Origin of the sequence: Serratia sp. SA088 (genome assembly GCF_049065515.1) — a bacterium.
Taxonomy (GTDB): Bacteria; Pseudomonadota; Gammaproteobacteria; order Enterobacterales; family Enterobacteriaceae; genus Serratia; species Serratia nematodiphila.
Genome location: NZ_JBAKGW010000003.1, coordinates 284,788 through 309,991, shown reverse-complemented (window position 1 = coordinate 309,991; position 25,204 = coordinate 284,788). Strand labels below are relative to the sequence as shown.

Below are 25,204 nucleotides of genomic sequence, written 5' to 3'. Positions count from 1 at the left end.
TTCTCATCTCTCTCGTTATTATTGTGGTCTGAGGCTCAGACGCCCCATTTCGGGATCGGGTGGTCGCCCATGGAAATGCACACGTTCTTCATTTCGGCGAACACTTCGAAGCTGTATTCGCCGCCTTCGCGGCCGGTGCCGGAGGCTTTCACGCCGCCGAACGGTTGGCGCAGATCGCGCACGTTTTGGGTGTTGACGAAAACCATGCCGGCTTCGATGCCGCGGGCCAGGCGCAGAACCTTGCTCACATCCTGCGTCCAGATGTACGACGCCAGGCCGTACTCCACGTCGTTGGCCATGCGCAGGCCGTCTTCTTCCGACTTGAACGGCAGCAGGCAGGCCACCGGCCCGAAGATCTCCTCCTGCGCCACGCGCATCCGGTTATCGACATCCGCCAGCACCGTCGGGCGCAGGAAGTTGCCATGGCTCAAGCCGGCCGGTTTATCCGGGCCGCCGGCCAACAGGGTCGCCCCTTCCTCCACCCCGAGGCGGATATAGCCGGAGACTTTTTCCCAGTGCTGCGGGCTGATCAGCGCCCCCACCTGGGTGTTGGGATCTTGCGGATCGCCCACGCGCAGACGGTTGGCGCGCTCGGCGAAACGTTTGACGAATTCCGGGTAGATGCTCTCCTGAATGAAGATGCGCGAACCGGCGGTGCAGCGTTCGCCGTTGATCGAGAAGATGGTGAACAGCGCGGCGTCGAGCGCCCGCTCGATGTCGGCGTCTTCAAAGATCAGCACCGGCGACTTGCCGCCGAGCTCCATGGAGAATTTCTTCAGCCCGGCGCTTTCGATGATGCGGCGGCCGGTGGCGGTGCCGCCGGTGAACGAAACCGCGCGCACGTCTTTATGGCGCACCAGCGCGTCGCCGGCGGTGGCGCCGTAGCCCTGCACCACGTTCAGCACCCCGGCCGGAATGCCGGCTTCCAGCGCCAGCTCGCCCAGGCGATCGGCGCTCAGCGGCGACAGTTCGGACATTTTCAGCACCGCCGTGTTGCCCAGCGCCAGGCAAGGCGCGGTTTTCCAGGTGGCGGTCATGAACGGCACGTTCCACGGCGACACCAGCGCGCAGACCCCCACCGGCTGCACCAGCGTGTAGTTGAGCATCTTGTCGTCCACCGGGTAGGTCTTGCCGTTCATCTGCTGGCACACCTCGGCGAAGAATTCGAAGTTGTGCGAGGCGCGCGGGATCAGCACGTTTTTGGTCTGATGGATCGGCAGGCCGGTGTCGGCGGTTTCCATTTCGGCGATCTGCGGCACGTTCTGGTCGATCAGTTCACCCAAACGGCGCATCAGGCGCGCGCGCTCTTTCATCGGCGTGTTAGCCCACTTGGGGAAAGCCTCTTTCGCGGCCGCCACCGCCTGGTCGATCTCCAGCTGGCCGCCGGAGGCCACTTCCGCCAGCACCTCGCCGTTCGCCGGGTTGGTGGTGGTGAAATACTCTTTGCTGGCGACGTTCTTGCCGTTGATCCAGTGGTTGATGGTTTTCATCGTAGGCTCTCCTCGTAATCTTTTTCACTGATAATGTGGTTAACCAAACGGCCGATGCCTTCGATCTCCACCACCACTTCGTCGCCCGGCCGCACGTCGGCCAGCCCTTTCGGCGTGCCGGTGGCGATCATGTCGCCCGGCTGCAGCGTCATGAATTCGCTCAGGTAGGCGATCAGGAACGGAATGTCGAAAATCATGTCGGCGGTACTGCCGCGCTGGCGCAGCTCGCCGTTGACGTAGGTGCTGAGCGCCAGCCGGTGCGGATCGGCGACGTCGTCGCGATCGACGATGTACGGCCCGATCGGCGTCAGGGTATCGCGGCTCTTCACCCGCAGATTCGGCCGGTAGTAGTTTTCCAGGTAGTCGCGGATGGCGTAGTCGTTGCACAGGGTGTAGCCCGCCACATACTCCATGGCGCGCTCGCGGCTGACGTTGCGTGCGGTCTTGCCGATCACCGCCACCAGCTCGGCTTCGTAATGCATGTACTCCACGTCGGCCGGACGCACCGATACCTGACGATGGCCGGTCAGGGTGTTCGGCGCCTTGAGGAACACCAGCGGCTCTTCCGGCGCTTTGAATTCCAGCTCGCTGGCGTGGTCGGCATAGTTCAGCCCCAGGGCGAACACCGTGCCCTGCGCCGGCGGCAGCCATTCCACTTCGCGCTCCTGCAGCACCTCGCCGTTCGGCAACGTGACGCGCAGCTGGTCGTCCACCTGAACGTTGACGATCTGGCCATGATGGCGAATACGGGCATGTTTCATGATGCGGCTCCTGCCTGGGTGACGCGGTTGCTCAGAGTGGGCAGGCCGGCGGCGCGCACCGTCACCTCATCCCCCGGTTTGATCGCCACCCGCTGGTGCGGGGTGCCGATCAGCACCGCATCGCCCGGCTGCAGGGTGATGAAATCGCTGATGGCGGCGATCAGCTCCGGCACCGAGCGCACCAGATCGGCGGTGGACCAGCGATCCTGCTCCACGCCGTTGATCTCGGTGACGATCTCCAGCCGATCGGCATTCTCCAGTTGGCCCATCTCACCCAGCGGGCAGAAGCCGTCGCGGCATTTGGCCTTGATCGCCGGGCGATAGAAGCTGCTCTCCGGCAGGCTGACGTCGTTGGCCAACGCGTAACCGGCCAGATAACGGCTCACCTGCGCCGCCGGTACCTTGCGCGCGGTGTCGCCGATGATCACCGCCAGCGTGCCGCCGCTCTGCACGGTTTCACCGGCCGGAAACGGGATCGCCCCGCCGTTGGCGAGGTGGGTATTGCGCGGTTTGATAAACCACACCGGGGTTTTGGGCGGGGTCTGGTACGGCGGCTGGTGAAACGCCTGATCCCAGGCGTCCAGTTGGCTGCGGTGGTTCAGCGCAACGGAAAATACGGTGCCTTTCATGCGAACTCCTCCAATGGCAAAACATGACAACCGGCATTCATTAATATATTAATGATTACTTTTATACGCTGCGCAGCTTTTACGCAACGCGCTTGGAATGATTTGTGATCGTGATAACAAAATATTCACAAACAACAAACATTGGCGTGATTATTCAACGTATTAATCATTTTTCTCGCCATTTTTCGCTGCGCCACGCATTTTTGCTTTATCCCTGCGGGTAACTTTGGCTACTATTAAGTTATTAACAAATCGGGCTTTGCGGGGCAGGCGCCCCCATGACGAGCGCCGTAACAGCGAACACCTTGATAGCTAAGGCCAAACTTATGCATGAATCGTTAACCATCGCCCTGCTGCAGGCGCGTGAAACCGCCATGGGGTTCTTCCGCCCGATCCTGAAAAGCCACAATCTCACCGAGCAGCAGTGGCGCATCATCCGCGTGCTGGCCAACAGCCGCTCGATAGAATTCCACGAACTGGCGGCGGAAACCTGTATCCTGCGCCCCAGCCTGACCGGCATTCTGTCGCGCATGGAGCGCGACAAACTGATCTTCCGCCTCAAGCCGGTCAACGATCAGCGCAAGCTGTACGTGTCGCTGACCCAGCAGGGGCAGGATCTGTATGAAGTGGCGCGCCACCAAGTGGAACAGGGCTACGCCGAGATTGAAGCCGCTTTCTCGCGGCAGAAAATGGACCAGCTGATGACGCTGCTGGACGAGCTGATCACCCTGGGCGACAGCCTGCCCGCCAACGTCACCGCGCATCCCGCCAAGCAGTGATTTAACCCACCGGAATTCTCACATTAATTGGCGTTGCAGCCAGGCGGCCAAGGCGTAAATCCCCAGTCGCTTACTCAAGTAAGCGACTGGGGGGCGTGGCTGCGTCAAGCAAGCGGAGCATTCGTTTCCGGCAACAGCGCGCCGCCGTCCACCACCAGCGTCTGGCCGGTGATATAGGCCGCTGCCGGCGAGGCGAGAAACACCATCGCCGCGGCGATGTCTTCCGGTTCCCCCAGCCGCCCGAGCGGCACCGCGGCGGCGATCGCCTGATTCACCTGCGCGTCGCCCAGGTTGGCCATCGCCGGCGTGCGGATCATCCCCGGCTCCACGCCGTTGACGCGAATGTTCTCCGCCGCCAGCTCCAGCGCCGCCGCGCGAATAAAGCCGTTTACCCCGGCCTTGGAGGCGGCGTAATGCGCCAGCCCCGGATACGCCACCCGCGGGCCGGTCACCGACGAGGTCACCAGCAGGCTGCCGCCGCCGGCGCGGCGCATCCACGGCAGCGCCGCCTGCGCCAGAAAGAACGGCGCCATCAGATTAACGCTCAGCGTGCGTTGCAGCAGGGCCGCGTCGATGGCGGCGAACGGCGTCAGCGGAAAGTAAGCGGCGTTGTGGATCACCACGTCCAGCCGTTGATGCCGCTCGCCTACCGCCGCCACCAGCTCGGCGATCTGCCCTGGCTCGGCCAGATCGCAAGCCAGTGCCTGCACGCTCAGCCCTTCGTCCCGCAGCATTTGCGCCGCCGCCTGCGCCTGCGGCAGCTGCACGTCCGCGATCGTCACCTCGGCGCCCAGCCGGGCAAAGGCGCTGACGATCGCCAGCCCGATGCCCTGCGCGCCGCCGGTCACCAGCACCGCCTGCCCGGCGAAGGCGTCGGCCGCATAGGTTGCGCTCATCGGCCTATCCTCGCGGGTGGCGCGTGGTGTTGAGCACCTGCGCGTGGGCGCCCACCGCAAAGTTGCTCAGCGCGCTGAAATCGCTGCCCTGATAACCGAGGATCTTGCCGTCGGTGCGCATGCCCTGCAGATCGATCATCACCACGCCCAGCGTCGGAATGATCTTCTCGCGCCAGACAAACAGATAAAGCTGCTCCGCCACCTTCACGTAGTGGCAGCGGTCGACGTCCGCCAGCCCTTTCTCCACCCCGTCCAGACACTGCCAGGCATAGAAGTTATCGTTCAGGTAGATGTGCTCGTAACGTTCGGTCGGGCTGTAGGTGTACATGTTGCGCATGCCGATCAGCTCATCGGTAAAGCCCGGCGGCGCCACGTCGGCGTCATCCAGCGTGCCGAAGCGGAATTCGGCCTCGACCGCGGTCAGCGGCAGCCCCTGTTCCACCCGGCTGAAGGCGTCGAGCCGCGCCTGCGCTTCGTCCGGCAGTTGGCCGTACACCGCGGTGAAGTTGCCCTGATTGCGGTCGCACACCAGCGTAATGCTGGCGTTGGCGCGGGCGGGATCGAGAAAATCGATGAACAGCACACCGGGACGAATGCTGGTCGCGCGATAGGCGACGCCGCGCCGCTCCCCCCACTCCAGCGTCTGCGCGTCGCTGAACCGGCAACGTTGCGTCGCGCCGTCGCTGAAACGCAGCGTCAGCGTGGTGCCCGCCAGGCCGTGCTGGCGTTCCAGCGTATTGCTGTGCGGCGCAAAGCCTTCCGCCAGCGCGCCAACCTGAATGAATACCGCTTCTGAACTCATGGAAATGCTCCTTACAGGGAAGTGAAAGCCAATGTCGGCACATCGACGATGGTGGAGCCGCCGTCGGCCACCAGCGCCGCGCCGGTAATGATTGAAGCCTCGCTGGAACAGAGGAAACGGCAGACGCGGGCGATCTCCTCGGCGCTGGCCGGCCGGCGCAGCGGCACGTCGCGGCAGACCATCTGGTAAGCCTGCTCCAGCGAAATCTGATGGGCGTCCATCAACAGCTGCATCTCTTCGTCCGCCATCGGCGTGGTCACCCAGCCGGGACACACCGCGTTGGCGCGCACGCCCAGCGGGCCATAGTCGCGGGCGATGGAGCGCATCAGCCCGATCAGCGCGTGCTTGGCGGTGACGTAGCCGCAGACCTCCGGCCCGGCGGCCAGCGAGGCGATCGAGGCGACGAACAGCAGGTTGCCGCCGCTCTTGATCAGCTCCGGCAAGCAGGCGCGCGCGCTGGCGAAAGCGCTGTTGAGGTTGCTGTCCATCGCCCCTTGCCACTGCTCGTCGGTCATCTCGGTAATACGCTTGAAGCCCATGCCGCCGGCGCTGCCGATCAGGCAGTCGATGCGCCCGGCGTCGCGCAGAATGGCCGGCAGCAGCGTGTGGGCCCAGCTCTCGCCGCTGGCGGCGTCGCCCACCAGCGCCTGCGCGCCGATCTCATGCGCCAGCGCCGCCAGCGGTTCCGGGCGGCGGCCGATGATGAACACCCGATCGCCCTGCGCCGCCAGCAGACGGGCGCAGGCGGCGCCGACGCCGGTGCCGCCGCCGGTAATCACAACCACTCTATTCATGATTCAGCTTCTCCATCAGTTGGCCGATCATCAGCAGGCTGCTCAACAGCAGCCGCCGCTGTTCGGCGTCCAGCCGCAGATAGCGGCGGCCGGCCGGCAAACGGCTGACCACCTCCGATGCGGCGAAATGCTCGATATCCACCTGCCAGCGCCCGTCTTTGACCGTCAGCCGCACGCGGCGAAAATCCAGCTGCGCCAGCGTCTCGCCGATCTGCGGGTAGCGCAGCAGGCCATCCAGCACCCGCTGCGCGGCCGCATGGCGCTGGCGCAGCAGATAGCGCACGCCGCGCCGCCGCAGCCAGCCGCCGGTCACCACGTCCAGCGTCAGCGGGGGCTGCGCCGCGCACGCGCCCTGTAACCGAAAACGGTGGCTGACGATATGCGCCATAAACAGCCCCTGCACCTGTTCGCTGACCTCGATCTGCGGCCCCTGCGGCAGCGTCAGCCGCAGCAGGCCCGGCGCCAGGCGTTCGCACGCGTAGGGTTCCAGGTTGCGCGCCAGACGATCCAGCGCGGCGCCCGGCCGATAGCCCGATGGCGCTCGCCGCCAGGCGCGATTAAGTGAGGGAAGTAAGCCGATCAAACTGCGCCTCCTCGTTTTCACCCTTGGCGAACGCGTTCTCCAGCACCTGCTCGACCGGCACCGGCTTGAACGGATTCACTTTCTGCACGCACAGCGTCCAGAACAGCGCATAGGCGGCGGTCAGGCCGATCATCCAGCCGAAGGGAATGTAGACGTCGCGCGGGTTCATCCCCGGCGGCGTGATGTAGACGATGGCCAGCACGATGCCGACGCTGGAGACGATCTGCGGCAGCGGGAACCACGGCGATTTATAGGCGCGCGGCAGATCGGGGCGGCGCAGGCGCAGCAGCACCACCGAGCAGGTCACCAGCAGGTAGGCCACGCCCCAGGCGCACACCGCCGCCAGCACCAGTGGAATGATCCTGTCGAGGTTGCCCTGAATGGCGAAGGCATGTACGCAGGGGATCAGGACCGCCACCAGAATGCCGACCACCGGCGTCTTAAAGCGCGGGTGCAGATAGGCGAACATGCGCGGCAGCGCGCCATCCAGCGCCATGCCGTACAGAATGCGCGGCACCGCCGCCATCAGCGTGTTAATGGTCGCCGCGCCCGCCAGCAGCAGGCCGACGCCCAGCCAGTATTTGCCGAACTGACCCATCACCTGGCCGGCGAAGGCCGGGATGGCCATCGGCGTTTCCAGCAGGCGCGTGCCGCTGGCGGCGTCGATCACCACGTTTTCCACCTGGTGGCTGAGCGCCGCGCCGTACAGCGCCATGCACACCGCCACGCCGCACAGCCCGAGCGCCATGGCGCGCGGTATCACCCGATCGCAGCGTTTGATCTCCGGCGCCATCGGCGTCACCAGCTCGCAGCCGACGAACATGAACATCGCCATACCGATCAGGCTGAATACCGCGAAGGGATCGTTCAGATCGAGCGTGCTGCCGAACCAGCCCTCGAGCGGCACCGCATGCGGCGACAGCAGCCCGACGATGCCGAAAATCACCAGCGTGCTCCACATGGCGAAGGTCAGCACGATCTCCGCCTTGCCGAAGGCCTCGATGCCGAACGCGTTGAGCAGGCCGAACACGACGACCAGCCCGACGCCGACCATCCAGGAGGCGTTATGGCTTTCCATCAGGGTGTTGAGGTGCTCGAAGTTCACCAGCGCCATGATGCCGGAGAGAATGGTCTCGGCGGTGCCGGCGAAGATGTGCACGATCAGGTAGGCCGACAGCGCGCCGGTGATGGCGAAAAAGCGCCCCATGCCGCAGGAGATGTAGTCGTAAACCGAACCGGAGGTCGGCAACAGCGCCGCCGCTTCGGAGAAAGTGGTGAGCTGCGCCTGCATCATGATGAAGGCGATCAGCATCGCCAGCGCGAAGGTGTCGCCGCCGATGCCGAAGCCGCTGGTGACCGTCAGGATCACCGGGCTGGCCATGATCACCCCGACCGAACTGGCCAGGGTGGTGGGAAAGCCGACCTTGCCTCGAGCCAGGTGGGCGTGCAACCGCGACGACAGGTTCATGGTTATTTCCTCTTATAGTTTTGGCCTGATGCATGCAGGTGCTTGCAGGTTTTTCACCGCCAGCGGCGGTCATCTCACTATAGAGAGGAAAGGAAAATGCTGACTATCGTCCTTAAGGACGAGACGCTTTCAACCTGCGGCCGCGCTCACGGCGGCGCGCCACTGCATCGCCCCCTGCGGGCTGCGCGGGTAGGCGCGCAGCGGCGCCAGCAGCGCGGAAAAGAAGGCGTAATAGCCGGCGCACAACCGGTTGTAGCGATCTTCGCCCACATGCGCCGGGCAGCCGCCCTGACAGACGCTTTTCACGCTGCAGCGTTGGCACTCGCGACGCAGGCTTTTGTTCTTGCCGAACGGCATCCCCGCCGCCTTTGCCGCCAGGGTGGCGAGCGGCGTGTGGCGATCGGCATGGCCGAGCAGGTGCTGCGCGTTGATAAGATGATCGCAGGCGTAGAGGCGACCGTCCGGCTCCATCACCAGATTGCCGCCGCAGCGTTCAGCGTGCACGCAGCTGGGGCTGACGTGAGTAAAATACTGCGCGTAGACCTGCTCGATGTTCATCACAAACACCTGGCCGACGTGCCCGCGGCTGCGCCAGCGGCGGTATACCGCCAGCATGAAGCGCCCCCAGTTGGCGGCACTCAGCCCATAGCCGGCGGTGGGCGCATCCCCTTCCAGCATCAGCGGCTGAAACTGCAGATAGCGCGCGCCGATCGCCACCGCATGATCGTAGATCGCCTCGGCGCGATCCGCGACGCCGTCGTGCACCACCATCAGCAGGTTGAAGTCGATCTGATGGCGCTGCAGCAGCGCGATGCCGCGCAGCGCGGCGTCATAGCTGGCGCCGCCGCGCTTGTCCGGCCGATGGGCGTCCTGCACCTCACGATCGCCGTCCAGGCTGACGCCGATGATGAATTGATGCTGCCGGAACAGCCGGCACCAGGCGTCGTTCAGCAGGGTGCCGTTGGTCTGCAGGCTGTTGCTGATCCGCACGCCCGGCGGCGCAAAGCGGCGCTGCAACGCCAGCGCCCGCTTGTAAAAACCGATCCCCGCCAACAGCGGCTCTCCACCCTGCCAGACGAAGTTGATCTCGCGGCTGTAGCGCGGCTGGGCGGCGATGTAGCCGCGGATAAACTCCGCCAGCAGATCGCCGTCCATCTTGCGCGTCCGCTCTTGCTGGCGCTGTGGATAGTAGCAATAGTGGCAGCCCAGGTTGCAACCGGCGCCGATCGGTTTCACCAGCAGGTGAAAAGGCGCCGCCGCGCGCGGTTCGCTCTCTACCGGGATCTGCTGCGCGCGCAGCTGGGCCAGGTTCATGGCGCCGCCTGCGGCAACGGTTTGCGGGTCTGCGGATCCAGGCCGATGTAGTCGCCGGTGCTGGCGTCGACGCCGAGATAGTCGATCGCTGCACCTTTGGCTTCAATAACCATGCTCTGCTGCGCAAAGCGGCGATACGCCTCGCTCAGCCGTTTGACCCGTTCCGGGTCGGCGGCGGCCAGATCGCGCGTTTCCAGCGGATCGTCATGCAGGTTGAACAGCCCCCACGGCGCCATCTGCGCCATCGGCCCGGCCTTCACCAACCGCCGCAGCTTCCAGACGCCGTCCACGTAGGCGGCCTGGTTATGCAGCTCCACGCCGTAGGTCGCGCGCGGCACGCCGTCGGCCTCGCCGCTGAAATAGCGCTTGAAGCTGACGCCGACCATCGGCAGCGTCGGTTTGGCCTTCAGCGGTTTGCTGGCGTCGATGCCGGCATAGTCATACAGCGTCGGCGCGATGTCATACACCGCCATCGGCGTGCGATCGATGCCGCCGCGCCCCTTTAGCCGCGGCGCGGAGATGATGAAATCGGTATTGATGCCGCCCTGCGCGCTGGTGGTTTTGTGGTAGTTGGCGTACGGCGCGTTGCTGACGTTGGCCCAGTGCGGCCCGTAAGAGATGAACGATCCCTTGCGGCCGAGGTTGGCGTAGCTGTTGTCGAACTGCCGCCAATACTCCGGCTTCGAGCCGTAGTAGAAGCCGCTGGCGGGGTTGGCGCCGTTGTCGGTGGCGAACACGATCACCGTATTTTGGTCGCGGCCGGTCTGCTTGAGGGTATTCAGCACCGCGCCGACCTGATCGTCCATATAAGCGATCATCGCCGCGTACACCTGCATGGTCTTGGCTTCATATTTTTGCTGTTCCGGCGTCAGCGCGTTCCAGGCCTTATCCAGCGCCAGCGTCGGCATCGGCGTGCGATCGGAAATCAACCCCAGCGCCTTCAGGCGCTGAATGCGCCGCTGATAGGCCTGCTGGTAACCGGCGTCGTATTTGCCGTCGAATTTGGCGATCCAGTCATCCGGCGCCTGCAGCGGATCGTGCGGCGCGGTAAACGCCAGATAGGCGAAGACGGGCTTATTCTGCGGCGTCTCACGGATCCACTGTTCCAGCTGATCGGCATAGGCCTTGCTGGAATAGAAATCTTTGGGCAACGACACGCGTTTGCCGTTCAGGGTGTAAAACGTGTGGAACGCCTCCACGGTACCCAGCGGTTTCGCGTCGTCGAAATGGCTGGTGCCGCCGCCCATAAAGGCGAAGGCGCGCTCAAAGCCGCGATCGGTCGGTTTGGCGCCGTCGACATAGCCCAGGTGCCATTTGCCCGCCATCATGGTGGCGTAACCCGCGTCGCGAAAACGCTCCGGCAGCGTGGTCACGCGGTCGGTCAGGCGCATTTCATACCCCGGCTGCGCGGCGGTGCTCTCATACCACCACATGCCGCCCATGCCGGCCTGCTGATTGGTGTTGCCGGTCATCAACATCGAACGCGCCGGCGCCGACATCGGCGAGGTGTAGTACTGGCTCATGCGCACGCCCCGTTCGGCCAGCGCCTGCAGGTTGGGCGTCGGTATCTCGCCGCCGAACGGGCTGATGTCGGAGTAGCCCATGTCGTCCACCAGAATGATCAGCACATTGGGGCGATCGGCGTCCGCCCCCTGAGCCAGGCCCGATAAGGCGCCGCTCAACGCCACCGCCAACGTTTTTTTCTGCATCGTCCGTCCCCTGTATGGTCATGCGGACTGAACAACCCGACGCCTCAGCCCGAGAAAGGTCATCATTTTTTCGTCTTATACGTTTGGCGCCGCCTGGCGCTATCTTCAATTCGCAGTGTAGGAAGCGGCGGAAAAGCCTGGCTATCGTTCTTAAGAACGAGGGACGGCGGCCGGCAGCGGCGGCTGTAGCACGCGCAGGGCGGCGAAAGCTTCACCCGAGCAAGCATTGAAAAGCGCTGTAAATTCAGCGGGAAAAGCGGTGAATTATTTCATTAACCTATTAATGAAAATCGCGATAAATCCGAATGAAAAAGCCCTGATTAACGCAGTGTCATCTTGTTATTTATGTGTTTTATTGCAATCGGCCTCACGTTGTTAATATGTTTTTATTGTGTTGCCAAATTGCTACAACTATGCTTGTATCGTTCATATATTGACCGCCAACCTTCTCCAGATTGAACGATAAAGGGAGGAACACGAATCATGCACAGCACCGCATCCGATGCCTTTATCAACAGCTGTTTGGCGACCATTACGCACCTGATCCCGGTGTCTGCCGGGGTGTTTTATCTGGTCGATCGCAACCTGCGGCCGGATCACTACATCCTGCACGGCATGCCCGATAAAACGCATCAGCAGTACCTGAACCACTTCCAGCAAATTGACCCGCTGCAGCCGGCCAATTTTCATCGGCAAGACATCACCATGGTCGGCATGAGCCCGGCGGCGATCGCCGGCAACCGCCGCTATTACCACGACTTTATGCTGCCGAACGACATGCGCGACATGACGGAGATTTTTATTCGCCAGCGTAAGCGCATCGTCGCCGGGGTGTCGCTGATCCGCGATACGCCGTTTACCGAAGTGGAGCGCGGCCGCCTGCGCGCGGTGCTGCCGCTGATCGAGCTGGCGACGCGCGATCTGCTGCCCGACAGCGAGGCGCAGCTGCTGACCGCCAAAGAGCAAGAGATCGTCAACATGGTGCGCGAAGGCGCCAGCAATAAGCGCATCGCCCTGAAGCTGGGCATTTCGCTGTCTACGGTGAAAACCCATATGCGCAATATTTTCGCCAAAACCGACGTGGTGAACCGCACCGAACTGGTCGCCGGCGGTTTTCTCGCTCACGGTTAACACCCGATAACGGCCGCCGCTGCCGACGGCTGGAAAATAACGCCAGAACATATTCGCCATTTATGGCGCGGCCTCCCCCTGCCCGCAATCGGGCCGGGCGGGATATTTCATCGTCACTCAACGCTTGGGGAAAAGGTTTATGTCCAGTGATTCGGTTTCCGCGCCCGCCGTCGGCGCGGCGCTCCCCTGCCCGCCGCGGCTGCTGACCGCCATTATCGTCTTCGCCGCCATCGCGCCGGGCATTCTGATGACCGCCCCCGCCGTGGCCGCCCAGCTCGCGACTCAGTGGCAGCTCGGCCCGGCGCAGATCGGCCACCTGTTCTCCACCGAACTCGGCGCCATGAGCCTGGCCACGCTGCCGGCGTGGTGGTGGATCGGGCGCATCAACTGGCGGCGGGTCGCTACGCTGTCGGCGCTGGTGTTTATCGCCGGCAACCTGGCTTCGGCGCTGGCGCAGGATTTCACCCTGCTGCTGCCGCTGCGCTTTATCGCCTCGCTGGCGGGCGGCACCCTGATGATCCTGTGCATCACCTGCGCCGCCGGCACCGCCAATCCCAGCCGGGTGTATGCCTTTTGGGTGCTCGGCCAGCTGGTGCTGGGCGCGGTCGGGCTGCTGGTGCTGCCGCCGCTGTTCGCGCACTTCGGTCTGATGGCGGTCTACCTGATTTTGGCGGCCATCATGCTGTGCTGCCTGCCGCTCATCCCGGCGTTCCCCAACGGTTTTACCGCCGCCCGCGCCGCCCGCAGCGGCCCCGCCGCCTCGCTGGCGCGCAAGCTGTGCGCCGTGCTGGCGGTGCTGACCTTTTACATCAGCCTGAGCGCGGTCTGGACCTTTATCGGCGGCATTGCCGCCGGCGCCGGGCTGTCGCCGGCCCACAGCGGCCAGGTGCTGGCCGTCGCCACCTTGCTCGGCATCGTCGGCGCCGGCGCCGCGGCGCTGATCGGCGCGCGCTTCAGCGGCGGGCGCCTGATCGTGCTGGGGTACGCCCTGCTGCTGGCCAGCGTGGCGCTGCTGACAGGCCAACCCCTGCTGCTGCGCTTCGCCCTGGCGGCCCTGCTGTTCAAATTCACCTGGACCTTCGTGCTGCCATTCATTCTGGCGCGGGTCGCCGGGCTGGATAACGACGGCAAGCTGATGAACGGCATCAACCTGGTGATCGGCGGCGGCATGGCCATCGGCCCGACGCTGGCCGGCTCTTTAATCGAATATTCCGGCGGTTTCAACGCCTTGCTGTTCGGCGCGCTGGGCTGCGCGCTGCTGTCGCTGCTGTTGATTTCGCTGGCTTCACCGCGCGCACCGCGCCGTATAACAGGAGGAGAAAGGTGAAAAGAACAACCGGTTTCTTGTTTGACGAACGCTGTTTCTGGCACAGCACCGGCCTGCACGCCACCACCCTGCCGGTCGGCGGCTGGGTGCAACCGCCTTCCGGCGCCGGCCACGCCGAATCGCCGGAAACCAAGCGGCGCATGAAGAACCTGATGGACGTGTCCGGCCTGTCGCGCCAACTCACCCTGCTGAGCGCCGAACCGGCGACGGAAGAAGACCTGCTGCGCATCCACCCCGCCCACTACCTGCAGCGCTTCAAACAGGTGAGCGACAGCGGCGGCGGCCTGCTGGGGGAGGAGGCGCCGCTGGGGGCGGGCAGCTATGAAATCGCCAAACTCTCCGCAGGGCTGGCCTGCGCGGCGGTGGAGGCGGTGCTGCAGGGCGAGCTGGATAACGCCTATGCGCTGTCGCGCCCGCCGGGCCACCACTGCCTGCCGGATCAATCGATGGGCTTCTGCTTCCTGGCCAATATTCCCATCGCCATCGAGCGCGCCAAGGCCCGCTACGGCCTGGGCAAGGTGGCGGTGCTCGACTGGGACGTGCACCACGGCAACGGCACCCAGCATATCTATTGGCAGCGCGGCGACGTGCTGACGCTGTCGCTGCATCAGGACGGCTGCTTCCCGGCGGGCTATTCCGGCGAACAGGATCGCGGCGAAGGCGCCGGGGCAGGCTGCAATGTCAACGTGCCGATGCTGGCCGGCGCCGGCGACGACGGCTACCTGCACGCGATGCGGCGCATCATTATTCCGTCGCTGGAAAAATTCGAGCCGGAACTGATCATCGTCGCCTGCGGCTACGATGCCAACGCGCTCGATCCGCTGGCGCGCATGCAGCTGCACAGCGACAGCTTCCGCGCCATGACCGCGCTGGTGCAAGACGCCGCCGACCGGCTGTGCGGCGGCAAGCTGGTGATGGTGCATGAAGGCGGCTACGCCGAATCCTACGTGCCGTTCTGCGGGCTGGCGGTGATGGAGCAGCTGAGCGGCGTGCGCACGGAAGTGCAGGATCCGCTGCTAGAGTTCATCCAGCAACAGCAGCCGCGCGACGCCTTCAATCGCTTCCAGCGCGAAGCGCTCGACGAACTGGCGCGCCAGTTCGGCCTGTAATCCCCTCTCTGCGGGCGCCGCATCCGGCGCCCCTGACAAGCTCGCCGCCAGCCGCTACGCTGAAGGGCAACCCTACCACCATGAGAACAATAACATGTCCGAACAAACCGTCAGCTTTATCAAAGGCCGCCACGGCGACATCGCCGTGCACGACTGGGGAAACGACAAGCCGCGCTATCTGGCGCTGCTGGTGCACGGCTACGGCGAGCATCTCGGCCGCTATCAATACGTGGCGCGCACGCTGCAGGCGCAGGGGGCGCGGGTATTCGGCCCCGACCATCTCGGCCACGGTCTGTCGCAGGGCGAGCGCGTGCTGATCGAGGATTATGACGCCGTGGTCGACGACGTTCAGCGCGTGGTCGAGCATCTTCGCCAACAGTATCCGACGCTGCCGCTGGTGGTGATCGGCCACTCGATGGGCGGCATGATCGCCACCCGCTACGTGCAGCGTTATGGCGAGGAGGTGCGCGCATTGGTGCTGTCCGGCCCGCTGCTCGGCGACAGAACGGCGATTTCCGATCTGGCCGAGTTGCCGACGATCCCCGACGCGCCGCTGGATACCGCCACCCTGGCGCGCGATCCGGCGGTTGGCGCGGCCTATCAGGAAGATCCGCTGGTGTGGCACGGGCCGTTCAAACGCCCCACTCTGCGCGCCATGCAGCGGATCCTCGCCGCCATCAACGCCGGGCCGGGGTTCGGCGCGCTGCCTACGCTGTGGATCCACGGCGACGACGACCGGCTGGTACTGATGAGCGAAACGCAAACCGCGCTCGATCGTCTGCAGGGCGACGATTTCGAACGGATGATCAACACGGGCGGGCGGCACGAGAGCTTTAACGAAACCAATAAGGATCAGATCCTCAAGCGGGTAACCGACTTTATTGCGCGGGCGTTAGGTTAAGGCGCCCCCCTCGGCATTCAGCCTGCTGAGGGGGGCATGACGGCGTCAGCCCTCGACGATGGCGAGGTAGTGTTTGACGAAGCGATCCGAGGTGATGTCCCAGCGCACCGGGGTGCCCTTCTCGACGAACCAGGAATCGCCGGCCTGATACTGCACCGATTCGCCGGTGCGTTCGTTGGTCAGGGTGGCGCTGCCTTCCCACACCGTGGCGTGCTCGGCGAACGGGTACTCCATCACGAAGCTGCCGCGGGTGCAGCTGAACACGCCGCAGTTCAGGTTGTCGGTCGGTTCGCCGAAGATGCTGGCCACGCCGACGTTTGGCGTGCCGGCGATCACCGTGGCGCCCAGGTTGCTGACGCTGCCGATCTCCAGCAGTTCCGGCAGCGGTTGTTTAAGCAGTAACGGTTTCATGTCATTCTCCTCTGAGGATTAACGGCGGCCTTTCCAGTAGCCGGATGTCTGGTGCCAAACCTTACCGGCGGTGGTCATCACCCGCCGCAGCTTGTCTTTGCCGAAGATGTTGACGTGCGGGATCGAGCTCATCAGATCGTAACGATCGGATCCTTCGCTCATGCCCTCCGCCAGCACCTTGCACACGATGTGGCTCGGCGTCACGCCGAAGCCGGAGTAGCCCTGCACGTAAAACACGTTGTCGCGATCCGGCAGCGTGCCGATCTGCGGGAACAGGTTGGCGCTGCAGCACAGCGGGCCGCCCCAGGCCAGATCGATCTTCACGTCTTTCAGGTACGGGAACACCTTCAGCATCAGGTTGCGGTTCCAGGCCTTGAGATCCGACGGGAAATATTCGATCAGGCGAGTGGCGCTGCCGAACAGCAGCCGGTTTTCGTTGGTTACCCGGTAATAGTCGATCACCGGGCGGATGTCGCTGTAGGCGCCGCGGATCGGGCTGATCTGACGGATCAGATCGTCAGACAGCGGCTCGGTGGCCAGCTGGAAGGCGTAGGTATTGATAGTCTTGCGGTAGATCTGCGGTTCCATGCCGTTGAGGAAGCCGTTGCAGGCCCACAGCATCTTGTTGGCGCGCACCGAGCCCATGGCGGTGCGCACCGTGATGCGCGGCCCGTACTCCACGTTGAGCACGCTGCTGTTTTCGAAGATTTTCACCCCGTAGCCGCTCAGCGCCTTGGCCTCGCCCAGCAGCAGGTTGAGCGAATGCACGTGGCCGCCGCCCATGTGTTTCAGCGCGCAGGTGTAGGCGTCGGAGCCCACCACCTGCTTCACCTCCGCGCCGGTGTAGAGCTCGATCTCTTCGTCCGGCGCCACCGCCCTGAACTCCTTCAGCCAGCCGCGCAGGGTCTTCTCCTGACGCGCGTTGCTGCCGAGATAGCCGTAGCCGAAACAGAAATCGGCGTCGATGTCATATTTCTTGATGCGCTCGCGGATAATGCCGGCGCCGAGGTTGCTGATCTTGAAGATGGTTTCCAGCCCGGCCGGGCCGACGTGGCGTTTGATCTTCTCCAGATCGTGGCCGATGCCGGCCATCACCTGGCCGCCGTTGCGCCCGGTGCCGCCGTAGCCCAGATAGCGGCCTTCGAGGATGGCGATGTTGGTGATGCCCTTCTCCGCCAGCTCCAGCGCGGTGTTGATGCCGGAGAAGCCGCCACCGATGATCACCACGTCGACGTCCAGATCCTCTTCCAGCGTCGGGAAGCGCAGATCGTATTTTTTGGTCGCCGCGTAGTAGGTTAAGGACTCGATTTCGTTGTTCACTGCCGCACTCCCGATTGCCTATGCCATGACATCGGATTATCGGGAGCCGTGGGATTGTCCGCTATGTCCCCTTAGGGACATTCGCTACAAAAAATTAACATTCACGCGCTGCGCCGCTGCGGGGCGGTCAGCAGCAGGCTGAACAGTTCGGCCTGCGAGCCGATGTTCAGCTTGCCGTAGATGTTCTTGCGGTGATTTTTTACCGTGCCGAGGCTGATGAACAGCCGGTCGGCGATCTGCTGCGAACCGCAGCCGGCGAGGATCAGATCGACGATCTCGCGCTCGCGCGGCGTCAACAGATAGCGCGCCTGCGCGCCGTCGTGGTTCTCCGTGTCGGCCTCGGCCGGTGCCGCCACCACTTCGCCGTGCAGCCGCGCCACGCTTTTTACCAGCGTCAGCGCGCTGCGCAGATCCGCCCGCTGCGGGTAACGCACCGCCACCGTGCGGCGCGCCGAGCCGAAAAATACCCCCAGCCCGCGCTCCGGCGTCAATTGCAGCAGCACGCCGGCCTCGTCGTGCCAGCCGGTCTTGCGATAAAAGTTACGGTAATAGTCGCTGTGATAAAACCCGCAGGGCGCCAGCTGGCGCAGCGTCAGCACCTCGCCTTCGCCGCCGTCGTTCAGCGCGCGGTAAAACGGATCCTGCAGGTAGGCGCCCTGTTGGTAGATCTGGTTAACCGCATCGCTGTTTTCCCGCTCGGTTTTGATCAGGCAGCGCGGCGGCCGGCCGCGTTCGAAGGCATAGACGATGGCGTTGTCGAAGGCGAAAAACCCTTCCAGCCAATTCAACAGGCTGGGATAAAAGCGCGGACTGGCCACCGCATCGATCACCGTAGACAAGCGTTCAACCTGAATATCCATACCCGCCTCGCCATTATTAATACATTAACAATCTACCGATTTCGGATGGGGTTGGCCGCACGACGGCCGGTACTGTTAAAAAAAGCATCCGGCGCGCCGAAATGCAAGAACGAGATCGTTTACATGTTAAACAACTCACAGGTTGCCGCAGCGGGGAAAGCGGTGGCCGCTCCGCGCCCGCTGGCTTATGCTGTGGCATCGCGCCCCGCAACGCCGTCAAGGAGACCTCATGTCCGTCAGCCATATCATCGCCAACCGCCAGACCTGGTTCGGCCACGGCAGCATCCAACAGCTGCCGCCGCTGCTGCTGGCCGATCCGCAGCCGACGCTGCTGTTCAGCTGCCGCTCTTTTCTCAACGGCCCGGTGTACGCCGGCCTGCGCGAAGCGCTGACGCCGCTGCTCATCGGCACCGAGATCGTCAGCCACGAGGCGTCGCCGCAGGAAATCGACGCCTGGGTGGCGCGCTGGCGCGGCCAGGCGCGGCGCGTGGTGGCCATCGGCGGCGGCAGCGTGCTGGACGCCGCCAAGGCGTTCTCCGCGCTGGTGGAGCACCCGCTGCCGACGCTGCGCTATATGGAAAAGGTGGGCGACAGCAAAATCAGCGGCGCCACCCTGCCGCTGATCGCCATTCCCACCACCGCCGGCACCGGCAGCGAGGTGACGCAGAACGCGGTGATCACCGATACCCAGGTCAGCAAAGTGAAAGCCTCGCTGCGCCATAATAACTTCGTGCCGCACACCGCCATTCTCGATCCGCAGCTGCTGGCCGGCGCGCCGGACAAGGTGCTGGCCTACTGCGCCATCGACGCCTTCACCCACCTGTTCGAGGCCTATCTGTCGAAAACCGCCGGCGCCATGACGCGCGATATGTCGCTGAGCGGCATCCGCCACTTCCTCGCCGCCTGGCCGGCGCTCAACCGCAGCGATGCGGCGCGCGAAGCGATTATGCAAGCTTCGTACCTCGGGGGGCTGACGCTGAGCGCCGCCGGGCTGGGGGTCATTCACGGCATCGCCGGCGAGATCGGCGCGCTGCGCGACTACCACCACGGGCAGGTCTGCGGTCGCCTGCTGCTGCCGTTCCTCGCCCTGTTGGAAACCAGCGAACAGCCGCAGCAGCGCGCGCTGATGGCCGAGCTGGCTGCCAGACTGTACCCGCACTGGCAGGGCAGCCCGGAGAGCTACCTGACCGACTTCATCACCCGCCACGCCATCGCGCCGTTCTGGCAGGACGATTTGCCGATTTCTGGCCAGGAATTGGCGGTGGCGCTGGAGAAATCCAACAGCAAGAATTCCTGGATCGACTATGCGCCGGCGCAGCGGCAACGGATGATCGAAGAGGCGTTTCGCGTCGAATGATTATATAATCAGATCAACGCACTAGCAGGAGTAAGGAAATGGGCATCATCGGCTGGATCTTCGCCGGCATCGCGGTCGGCATCCTGGTCGGCGCGCTGATCAGAATCTTCGGCAAGAAGAAAGAGCAGTAAGCGTCACGCTGTTCCGTGGGCCGCCAGCAGGCACTCATGGAACAGCTTCACCACCCGCTGCGGCACCGGCGAGCGGCGCAGCACGCTGGAGTATTCGCAGTGGTAGCGGAACAGTGCCGGTTTGATCGCCCGCATCAGGTTCTGCGCCACAAAAAACGCCGCGTAGTGATCCGGCAGAAAGCCGACGTATTTGCCGGACAGAATTAACGTCGCTATCGACTCCTGCGCAAACCCCGTCGCCTTGCGATGCAAATGTTGCTGCAGGCTCAGTTCCATATTCGGCGAATGATAGCCTAATCCGGCGAAGGCATAATTGTGCAGCAGATCCCAATTTAATGTTTCATGGGGGCCGGAAAATAATTCATGCTGCGCGCCGCAATATAAGAACATCCTCTCACTGAATAACGAATGATAAGATAAACTTTCCGCGCTGCGGTGCATGGGAATAACCCCAACCTGAAATTGCCCGTCAATAACGCCGCGTTCAATGGTATTAATCGGCTCCACATACATTTGCAAAGAAACCTCCGGCGCGCGCTCGCTGAATAACGCGATAGCCCGGCCGATCTGCGCCTGCGGATTGCTGACCGTATGGTCGAATATCGCCACGTGCAGCTGCCCGCCCATGCGCTGGTGCACCTCGTCCACCCCGCGCCGGAACGCCTCGGTGGCCGCCAGCAGGTTGACCGTTTCCTGGTAGATCAACAGCCCCTCGTCGGTGACCGCAAAGCCCTCGCGCCCACGCTGGCACAGCGTCAGGCCCAGCCGCTGCTCCAGATCCTTGATGTGCTTGCTGATGGTCGACAGGCTGATATTCAGCTCCAGTTCGGCGGCGCTCATGCCGCCGCAGTCGACCACGGCCTTGAATACCCGCAGCAAACGCAGATCCATATCCGACAATTGTCCCAGCAACGCGCGCTTTTTTACTTGCATAAAACCTTAAGTAAGTTTCGACATATGATTATTCACAGTAGAGAACAAGCGGTACATAGTCAATTTCGCACAACAATTCGTTAACAACTCATTTTATTTAATTAATCGCACTTATTTTCCTGCCCGGAGGAAAACATGGCCGCTGAAAATTATTCGCTTAATCGTCTCGATGCCGCAGGGTTAGAAGCCCATTGGATGCCTTTTACCGGCAACCGCAATTTTAAAGCGCAGCCGCGCATCATTACTCAGGCCACAGGGGCGTATTACACCAGCCACGACGGCAGAAAGATTTTCGACGGCCTGTCCGGATTGTGGTGCTGCGGATTGGGGCACGGCCGGCAGGAAATCACCGACGCCGCCCAGCGCCAGCTGGCGACGCTGGATTACTCGCCGGCGTTTCAGTTCGGCCACCCGCTGTCGTTCGAGCTGGCCAACAAAATCAAGGCGCTGACGCCGGCGGGGCTGGATTACGTATTCTTCACCGGCTCCGGCTCGGAAGCGGCGGACACCTCGCTGAAAATGGCGCGCGCTTACTGGCGCGCCAAAGGCCAGGCGGGCAAAACCTGCTTTATCGGCCGGGAAAAGGGCTACCACGGCGTTAACTTCGGCGGCATCTCGGTCGGCGGCATCGCCGGCAACCGCAAGACGTTCGGCGCCGGCGCCGAGGCGGACCATCTGCCGCACACCCTGCTGGCCGGCAACGCCTTTTCGCGCGGCATGCCGCAACAGGGGGCGGAGCTGGCGGATGAGCTCAGCCGCATCATCGCGCTGCGCGACGCCTCGACGATCGCCGCGGTGATCGTCGAACCGTTTTCCGGCTCCGCCGGCGTGATCGTGCCGCCGGTCGGCTATCTGCAGCGCCTGCGCGAGATCTGCACCCAGCATGACATTCTGCTGATCTTCGACGAAGTGATCACCGCCTTCGGCCGCTGCGGCGCGATGACCGGCGCTGAGGCGTTCGGCGTCACGCCGGACATCATGAACATCGCCAAACAGGTGACCAACGGCGCGCAACCGATGGGCGCGGTGGTGGTGCGGCCGGAGATCTACCGCACCTTCATGAACGGCGGCGAGCCGGACTACCAGCTCGAATTCCCGCACGGCTACACCTACTCCGCCCATCCGGTCAGCTGCGCGGTCGCGCTGGCGACGCTGGACATCCTGCAGCGTGAACAGATGGTGGAGCGCGTGCAGGCGCTGGCGCCCTATTTCGAGCGCGCGGTGCACAGCCTGCAAGGAGCCAAACACGTCGCCGACATTCGCAATATCGGCCTGGCGGCCGGCATCACGCTGGCGGCGCGGCCCGGCGAACCGGCGCGGCGCCCCTTCGAGGCGGCGATGCGCTGCTGGGAAAGCGGATTTTACGTGCGCTACGGCGGTGACACCCTGCAGTTGGCGCCGCCGTTCATCAGCAGCGAGGCGCAGATCGACGCGTTGATCAACGCCGTCGGCGACGCCCTCAACGCCACCGAATAAGGAGAGAATCATGACCATTACCCATTGGATCAACGGCGAGCCCGCCACCGGCGGCGAACGCAGCCAGCCGGTTTACGACCCGGCCACCGGCCAATCGGCGCAGGAGGTGCAGCTGGCCGACCGCGCCACGGTGGAGCGCGCCATCGCCGCCGCCGAACAGGCCTATCCCGCCTGGCGCGATACCCCGCCGCTGAAACGCGCGCGCATCATGATGAAGCTCAAGGATCTGCTGGAGCAGCACGCCGACGCCGTCTGCCAGTTGATCACCGCCGAGCACGGCAAGGTGCTCAGCGACGCCCTGGGCGAACTGCAGCGCGGCATCGAGAATATCGAATACGCCGGCTATGTGCCGGAACTGCTGAAGGGCGAACACAGCAAAGAGGCCGGCCCAGGCATCGACAGCTGGAGCGAGTTTCAGCCGCTGGGAGTGGTGGCGGGCATCACGCCGTTCAACTTCCCGGCGATGGTGCCGCTGTGGATGTGGCCAATGGCGGTCGCCTGCGGCAACACCTTCGTGCTGAAGCCTTCCGAGCGCGTCCCTTCCGCCGCGCTGTATATCGCGCGGCTGGCGGCGGAAGCCGGGCTGCCGCCGGGGGTGCTCAACGTGGTCAACGGCGATCGCGAAGCGGTGGAGACGCTGCTGCATGACGGACGCGTCAAAGCAATCAGCTTCGTCGGCTCGACGCCGGTGGCGGAGCACATCTATCACACCGGCTGCGCGCAGAACAAACGGGTGCAGGCACTGGGCGGCGCCAAGAACCATGCAGTGGTGCTGCCGGACGCCGATATCCCCGGCGCGGTCGGCGCGCTGATGGGCGCAGCCTTCGGCTCCTGCGGCCAGCGCTGCATGGCCATCCCGCTGGTAGTGGCGGTGGGCGACGGCACCGCCGACGCGCTGATCGCCGAACTGCGGCAACAGATGGCCGCCATGCGCGTCGGCCCCGGCAGCGACAACCGCAACGACATGGGGCCGCTGGTGACCCAACAGCATTATCAGAAGGTGAAAGGCTATATCGATCAGGGCGTGGCCGAAGGCGCCGAGCTGCTGGTGGACGGCCGCGAACTGAGCGTGATCGGCGCCGACGGCCGCCCCAGCCAGGGGTATTTCCTCGGCCCAACGCTGTTCGACCGCGTGACGCCCGGCATGCGCATCTATCAGGAAGAGATCTTCGGCCCGGTGCTTGGCGTGGTGCGCGCGGCGTCGCTGCAAGAGGCGATGGCCTTGATCGACGCCCACGAATACGGCAACGGCACCTGCCTGTTCACCCGCGATGGCGAAGCGGCGCGTTACTTCTCCAGCCGCATTCAGGTCGGCATGGTGGGGATCAACGTGGCGCTGCCGGTGCCGGTGGCCTACCACTCGTTCGGCGGCTGGAAGCGCTCACTGTTTGGCGATCTGCACGCCTACGGCCCGGACGCCGTCAGGTTCTACACCAAACGCAAAACCGTGACCCAGCGCTGGCCGGCCTCCGGCGACGCCCGGCGCGCCAGCTTCAGCTTCCCGTCGGGGCAGGGGTAACACATAAGAACAATAAACTTCCGGGGAGCAACGCTCCCCGGCATTTCGCGCGCTCCATTTGATTCCTGCGTACAGCCTGTGCAGCAAAACAATAATTCACTCACACGTTAATGGAGTCGTTAACCATGCAAGAGTCCGCCCCTGAACACACTTTCAAAGGCAATCTCAGCGTCCTCGACGTGGTGATGATTACCGCGTCCGGCGTGACGCCGGCCAGTTCGATCTTCGTCATCGCGCCGCTGGCGATCGCCAGCGCCGGCAGCGGCGCCTTTCTGTCATTTCTGATCGCCGCCTGCGTCGCCGCCACCATCGCGCTGTGCTATGCCGAGCTCGGCGCCGCGCACCCCAGCGCCGGCGGCGAATACAGCATCATCAAACGCCTGTTCGGCACCCTGTGCGGGTTGCAGACCTATCTGTTTATTCTCAGCGCCGCGCTGTTCGTGCCGGCGGTGCTGGCCACCGGCGCCGTGCCCTATCTGAATACCGCGCTGGGCACCTCATTCGACGCCTCCACCGCCGGCATGATCACCGTGCTGATCGGCGGCGCCTGCGCCATTTTCAACATCAAGGCCAACGCCCTGCTGACCGGCGCCTTTCTGGTGGTGGAAGTGGCGGTGCTGGCGCTGATCGCCTGGCTCGGTTTCAGCCATCCGCATCAAAGCGCAGAGATCCTCACTGCGCCGGTGATGCTGGACGCGCAGGGCAGCCTGGCGCCGGTGTCGCTGCCGCTGATCGTCGCCATGGTCGGGGTCGCTCTGTTCTCCTACAACGGCTACGGCGCAGCGGTGTACATGGCGGAAGACATGCGCGAACAGGGCAAACCGATGGCGGTCGCGATCATGCTGACGCTGGTCATCGTGGTGCTGGTGGAGCTGGTGCCGTTCACCGCCCTGCTGATCGGCTCGCCGTCGCTGGCGGAGATGGCCAAACAGGCCGACCCGGTCGGCTATGTGGTCACCCAGCTCGGCGGCCCGACGCTGGCGCGGGTGGTGAGCGGCGCGATTTATCTGTCGGTGTTCAACGCCATTATCGCCATCGTGGCGCAGTTCAGCCGCATGATGTTCGCCAGCGGGCGCGACGGCTTCTGGCTGCCGGCGTTCAACCGCGCGCTGAAAATCATCCACCCGCGTTTCGGCACCCCCTGGATCGCCACCCTGCTGTTCGGCGTGCCCTCGGCGCTGCTGGCGTTTTGCTCCGATCTCGAATCGCTGACCTCGTTCACCGTGATCCTGCTGCTGCTGGTGTACATCATCATGGCGGTGGCGGCGCTGATCAGCCGCCGTCGCCGCCACTTCCATCACCCGTACCTGATGCCGCTGTGGCCGCTGCCGGTGCTGGCGGCGCTGCTGTGCTGCCTGTACGTGCTGTGGACGATTTTGATCGCCAGCAGCCTGAAAGACTTTATTATCATTGCCGGCATCATCGGCTTCGGGCTGGCGCTGAACCATCTGCGCGGCCGCCAGACGGCGCCCCTCGCCGCCCCCTCAATAGAAGGAGAATAACC

General features: G+C 64.0%; 23 protein-coding genes. 9 read left to right on the top strand and 14 right to left on the bottom strand.

Translation table 11 applies throughout. The features are described 5' to 3' along the window. Positions 1 to 35 precede the first annotated feature (35 nt). From hpaE to ACOWVD_RS10210, 3 genes are read right to left on the bottom strand one after another with little or no spacing between them, the layout of a single operon-like run. A complete protein-coding gene (hpaE, locus tag ACOWVD_RS10220) occupies positions 36 to 1,490 on the bottom strand; it encodes a 5-carboxymethyl-2-hydroxymuconate semialdehyde dehydrogenase (RefSeq protein ID WP_033631722.1) in 1,455 nt (484 codons plus the stop codon). Continuing rightward, entirely contained in the window at positions 1,487 to 2,251 is a 765-nt protein-coding gene (locus ACOWVD_RS10215) for a fumarylacetoacetate hydrolase family protein (protein WP_004933177.1), read from the bottom strand. Before ACOWVD_RS10215 ends, hpaE begins: the two co-directional genes overlap by 4 nt. After that, entirely contained in the window at positions 2,248 to 2,880 is a 633-nt protein-coding gene (locus ACOWVD_RS10210) for a fumarylacetoacetate hydrolase family protein (RefSeq protein WP_044029749.1), read from the bottom strand. The genes ACOWVD_RS10215 and ACOWVD_RS10210 overlap by 4 nt, the downstream gene beginning before the upstream one ends. 326 nt (positions 2,881 to 3,206) lie before the next feature. Here ACOWVD_RS10210 and hpaR point away from each other — a divergent pair, with 326 nt between their 5' ends. Then, positions 3,207 to 3,659 (top strand): homoprotocatechuate degradation operon regulator HpaR, encoded by a 453-nt coding sequence (hpaR, locus tag ACOWVD_RS10205; protein ID WP_004933183.1) that lies wholly within the window; start codon positions 3,207 to 3,209, stop codon positions 3,657 to 3,659. 104 nt (positions 3,660 to 3,763) lie between these two features. On the opposite strand, the gene ACOWVD_RS10200 is transcribed toward hpaR, so the two are convergent. The 7 genes from ACOWVD_RS10200 to ACOWVD_RS10170 form a co-directional block, all read right to left on the bottom strand. Next, positions 3,764 to 4,555: an SDR family oxidoreductase gene (locus ACOWVD_RS10200; RefSeq protein ID WP_049239756.1), complete on the bottom strand. Its 792-nt coding sequence runs from the start codon at positions 4,553 to 4,555 to the stop codon at positions 3,764 to 3,766. A 4-nt stretch (positions 4,556 to 4,559) separates the two neighbouring features. Next, on the bottom strand, positions 4,560 to 5,357 hold the full coding sequence (locus tag ACOWVD_RS10195; protein WP_164095930.1) for a molybdenum cofactor biosynthesis F family protein: 798 nt from the start codon (positions 5,355 to 5,357) through the stop codon (positions 4,560 to 4,562). An 11-nt stretch (positions 5,358 to 5,368) separates the two neighbouring features. Then, on the bottom strand, positions 5,369 to 6,151 hold the full coding sequence (locus ACOWVD_RS10190) for an SDR family NAD(P)-dependent oxidoreductase (protein ID WP_031300425.1): 783 nt from the start codon (positions 6,149 to 6,151) through the stop codon (positions 5,369 to 5,371). Then, the gene (locus ACOWVD_RS10185) at positions 6,144 to 6,734 is read right to left on the bottom strand and encodes a DUF3156 family protein (protein WP_019454949.1); all 591 of its coding nucleotides are present in this window, start codon (positions 6,732 to 6,734) and stop codon (positions 6,144 to 6,146) included. Before ACOWVD_RS10185 ends, ACOWVD_RS10190 begins: the two co-directional genes overlap by 8 nt. After that, positions 6,709 to 8,202 carry an APC family permease gene (locus tag ACOWVD_RS10180; protein WP_004933191.1) on the bottom strand — a complete coding sequence of 498 codons (1,494 nt, stop codon included), beginning with the start codon at positions 8,200 to 8,202 and terminating at the stop codon, positions 6,709 to 6,711. Before ACOWVD_RS10180 ends, ACOWVD_RS10185 begins: the two co-directional genes overlap by 26 nt. Before the next feature lie 129 nt (positions 8,203 to 8,331). Beyond that, positions 8,332 to 9,516: an anaerobic sulfatase maturase gene (locus ACOWVD_RS10175; RefSeq protein ID WP_273874855.1), complete on the bottom strand. Its 1,185-nt coding sequence runs from the start codon at positions 9,514 to 9,516 to the stop codon at positions 8,332 to 8,334. Further along, positions 9,513 to 11,225, bottom strand: coding sequence for an arylsulfatase (locus ACOWVD_RS10170; protein WP_273874854.1), 1,713 nt, complete (start codon positions 11,223 to 11,225; stop codon positions 9,513 to 9,515). The genes ACOWVD_RS10175 and ACOWVD_RS10170 overlap by 4 nt, the downstream gene beginning before the upstream one ends. 483 nt (positions 11,226 to 11,708) lie before the next feature. Between ACOWVD_RS10170 and ACOWVD_RS10165 the strand changes: the two genes are divergently transcribed. From ACOWVD_RS10165 to ACOWVD_RS10150, 4 genes are all read left to right on the top strand, one after another. Continuing rightward, on the top strand, positions 11,709 to 12,356 hold the full coding sequence (locus ACOWVD_RS10165) for a helix-turn-helix transcriptional regulator (protein WP_049239751.1): 648 nt from the start codon (positions 11,709 to 11,711) through the stop codon (positions 12,354 to 12,356). Positions 12,357 to 12,495: 139 nt separating this feature from the next. Continuing rightward, positions 12,496 to 13,683, top strand: a complete 1,188-nt coding sequence (locus ACOWVD_RS10160; protein ID WP_164044947.1) for an MFS transporter — start codon at positions 12,496 to 12,498, stop codon at positions 13,681 to 13,683. Further along, positions 13,680 to 14,792 carry a class II histone deacetylase gene (locus ACOWVD_RS10155; protein ID WP_049239750.1) on the top strand — a complete coding sequence of 371 codons (1,113 nt, stop codon included), beginning with the start codon at positions 13,680 to 13,682 and terminating at the stop codon, positions 14,790 to 14,792. Before ACOWVD_RS10160 ends, ACOWVD_RS10155 begins: the two co-directional genes overlap by 4 nt. 94 nt (positions 14,793 to 14,886) lie before the next feature. Continuing rightward, on the top strand, positions 14,887 to 15,693 hold the full coding sequence (locus ACOWVD_RS10150) for an alpha/beta hydrolase (protein ID WP_033631711.1): 807 nt from the start codon (positions 14,887 to 14,889) through the stop codon (positions 15,691 to 15,693). Between the two features lie 45 nt (positions 15,694 to 15,738). Here ACOWVD_RS10150 and ACOWVD_RS10145 read toward each other — a convergent pair whose 3' ends face one another. The 3 genes from ACOWVD_RS10145 to ACOWVD_RS10135 all read right to left on the bottom strand — a co-directional run bounded on the left by ACOWVD_RS10145 (position 15,739) and on the right by ACOWVD_RS10135 (position 18,284). Continuing rightward, on the bottom strand, positions 15,739 to 16,104 hold the full coding sequence (locus ACOWVD_RS10145; protein WP_015376517.1) for a cupin domain-containing protein: 366 nt from the start codon (positions 16,102 to 16,104) through the stop codon (positions 15,739 to 15,741). Between the two features lie 18 nt (positions 16,105 to 16,122). Further along, positions 16,123 to 17,424: an NAD(P)/FAD-dependent oxidoreductase gene (locus tag ACOWVD_RS10140; RefSeq protein ID WP_046898054.1), complete on the bottom strand. Its 1,302-nt coding sequence runs from the start codon at positions 17,422 to 17,424 to the stop codon at positions 16,123 to 16,125. 101 nt (positions 17,425 to 17,525) lie between these two features. Beyond that, on the bottom strand, positions 17,526 to 18,284 hold the full coding sequence (locus ACOWVD_RS10135; protein WP_049239747.1) for a helix-turn-helix transcriptional regulator: 759 nt from the start codon (positions 18,282 to 18,284) through the stop codon (positions 17,526 to 17,528). 229 nt (positions 18,285 to 18,513) lie between these two features. Here ACOWVD_RS10135 and ACOWVD_RS10130 point away from each other — a divergent pair, with 229 nt between their 5' ends. Further along, positions 18,514 to 19,641, top strand: a complete 1,128-nt coding sequence (locus ACOWVD_RS10130) for an iron-containing alcohol dehydrogenase (RefSeq protein ID WP_033651381.1) — start codon at positions 18,514 to 18,516, stop codon at positions 19,639 to 19,641. Between the two features lie 134 nt (positions 19,642 to 19,775). On the opposite strand, the gene ACOWVD_RS10125 is transcribed toward ACOWVD_RS10130, so the two are convergent. Further along, the gene (locus ACOWVD_RS10125) at positions 19,776 to 20,705 is read right to left on the bottom strand and encodes a LysR family transcriptional regulator (protein WP_021505270.1); all 930 of its coding nucleotides are present in this window, start codon (positions 20,703 to 20,705) and stop codon (positions 19,776 to 19,778) included. A gap of 135 nt (positions 20,706 to 20,840) precedes the next feature. Here ACOWVD_RS10125 and ACOWVD_RS10120 point away from each other — a divergent pair, with 135 nt between their 5' ends. From ACOWVD_RS10120 to ACOWVD_RS10110, 3 genes are all read left to right on the top strand, one after another. Then, the gene (locus ACOWVD_RS10120) at positions 20,841 to 22,181 is read left to right on the top strand and encodes an aspartate aminotransferase family protein (RefSeq protein WP_049239745.1); all 1,341 of its coding nucleotides are present in this window, start codon (positions 20,841 to 20,843) and stop codon (positions 22,179 to 22,181) included. Between the two features lie 10 nt (positions 22,182 to 22,191). Then, entirely contained in the window at positions 22,192 to 23,700 is a 1,509-nt protein-coding gene (locus ACOWVD_RS10115) for a CoA-acylating methylmalonate-semialdehyde dehydrogenase (protein ID WP_164095934.1), read from the top strand. A gap of 125 nt (positions 23,701 to 23,825) precedes the next feature. Further along, a complete protein-coding gene (locus ACOWVD_RS10110) occupies positions 23,826 to 25,202 on the top strand; it encodes an APC family permease (RefSeq protein ID WP_015376511.1) in 1,377 nt (458 codons plus the stop codon). Positions 25,203 to 25,204 lie beyond the last annotated feature (2 nt).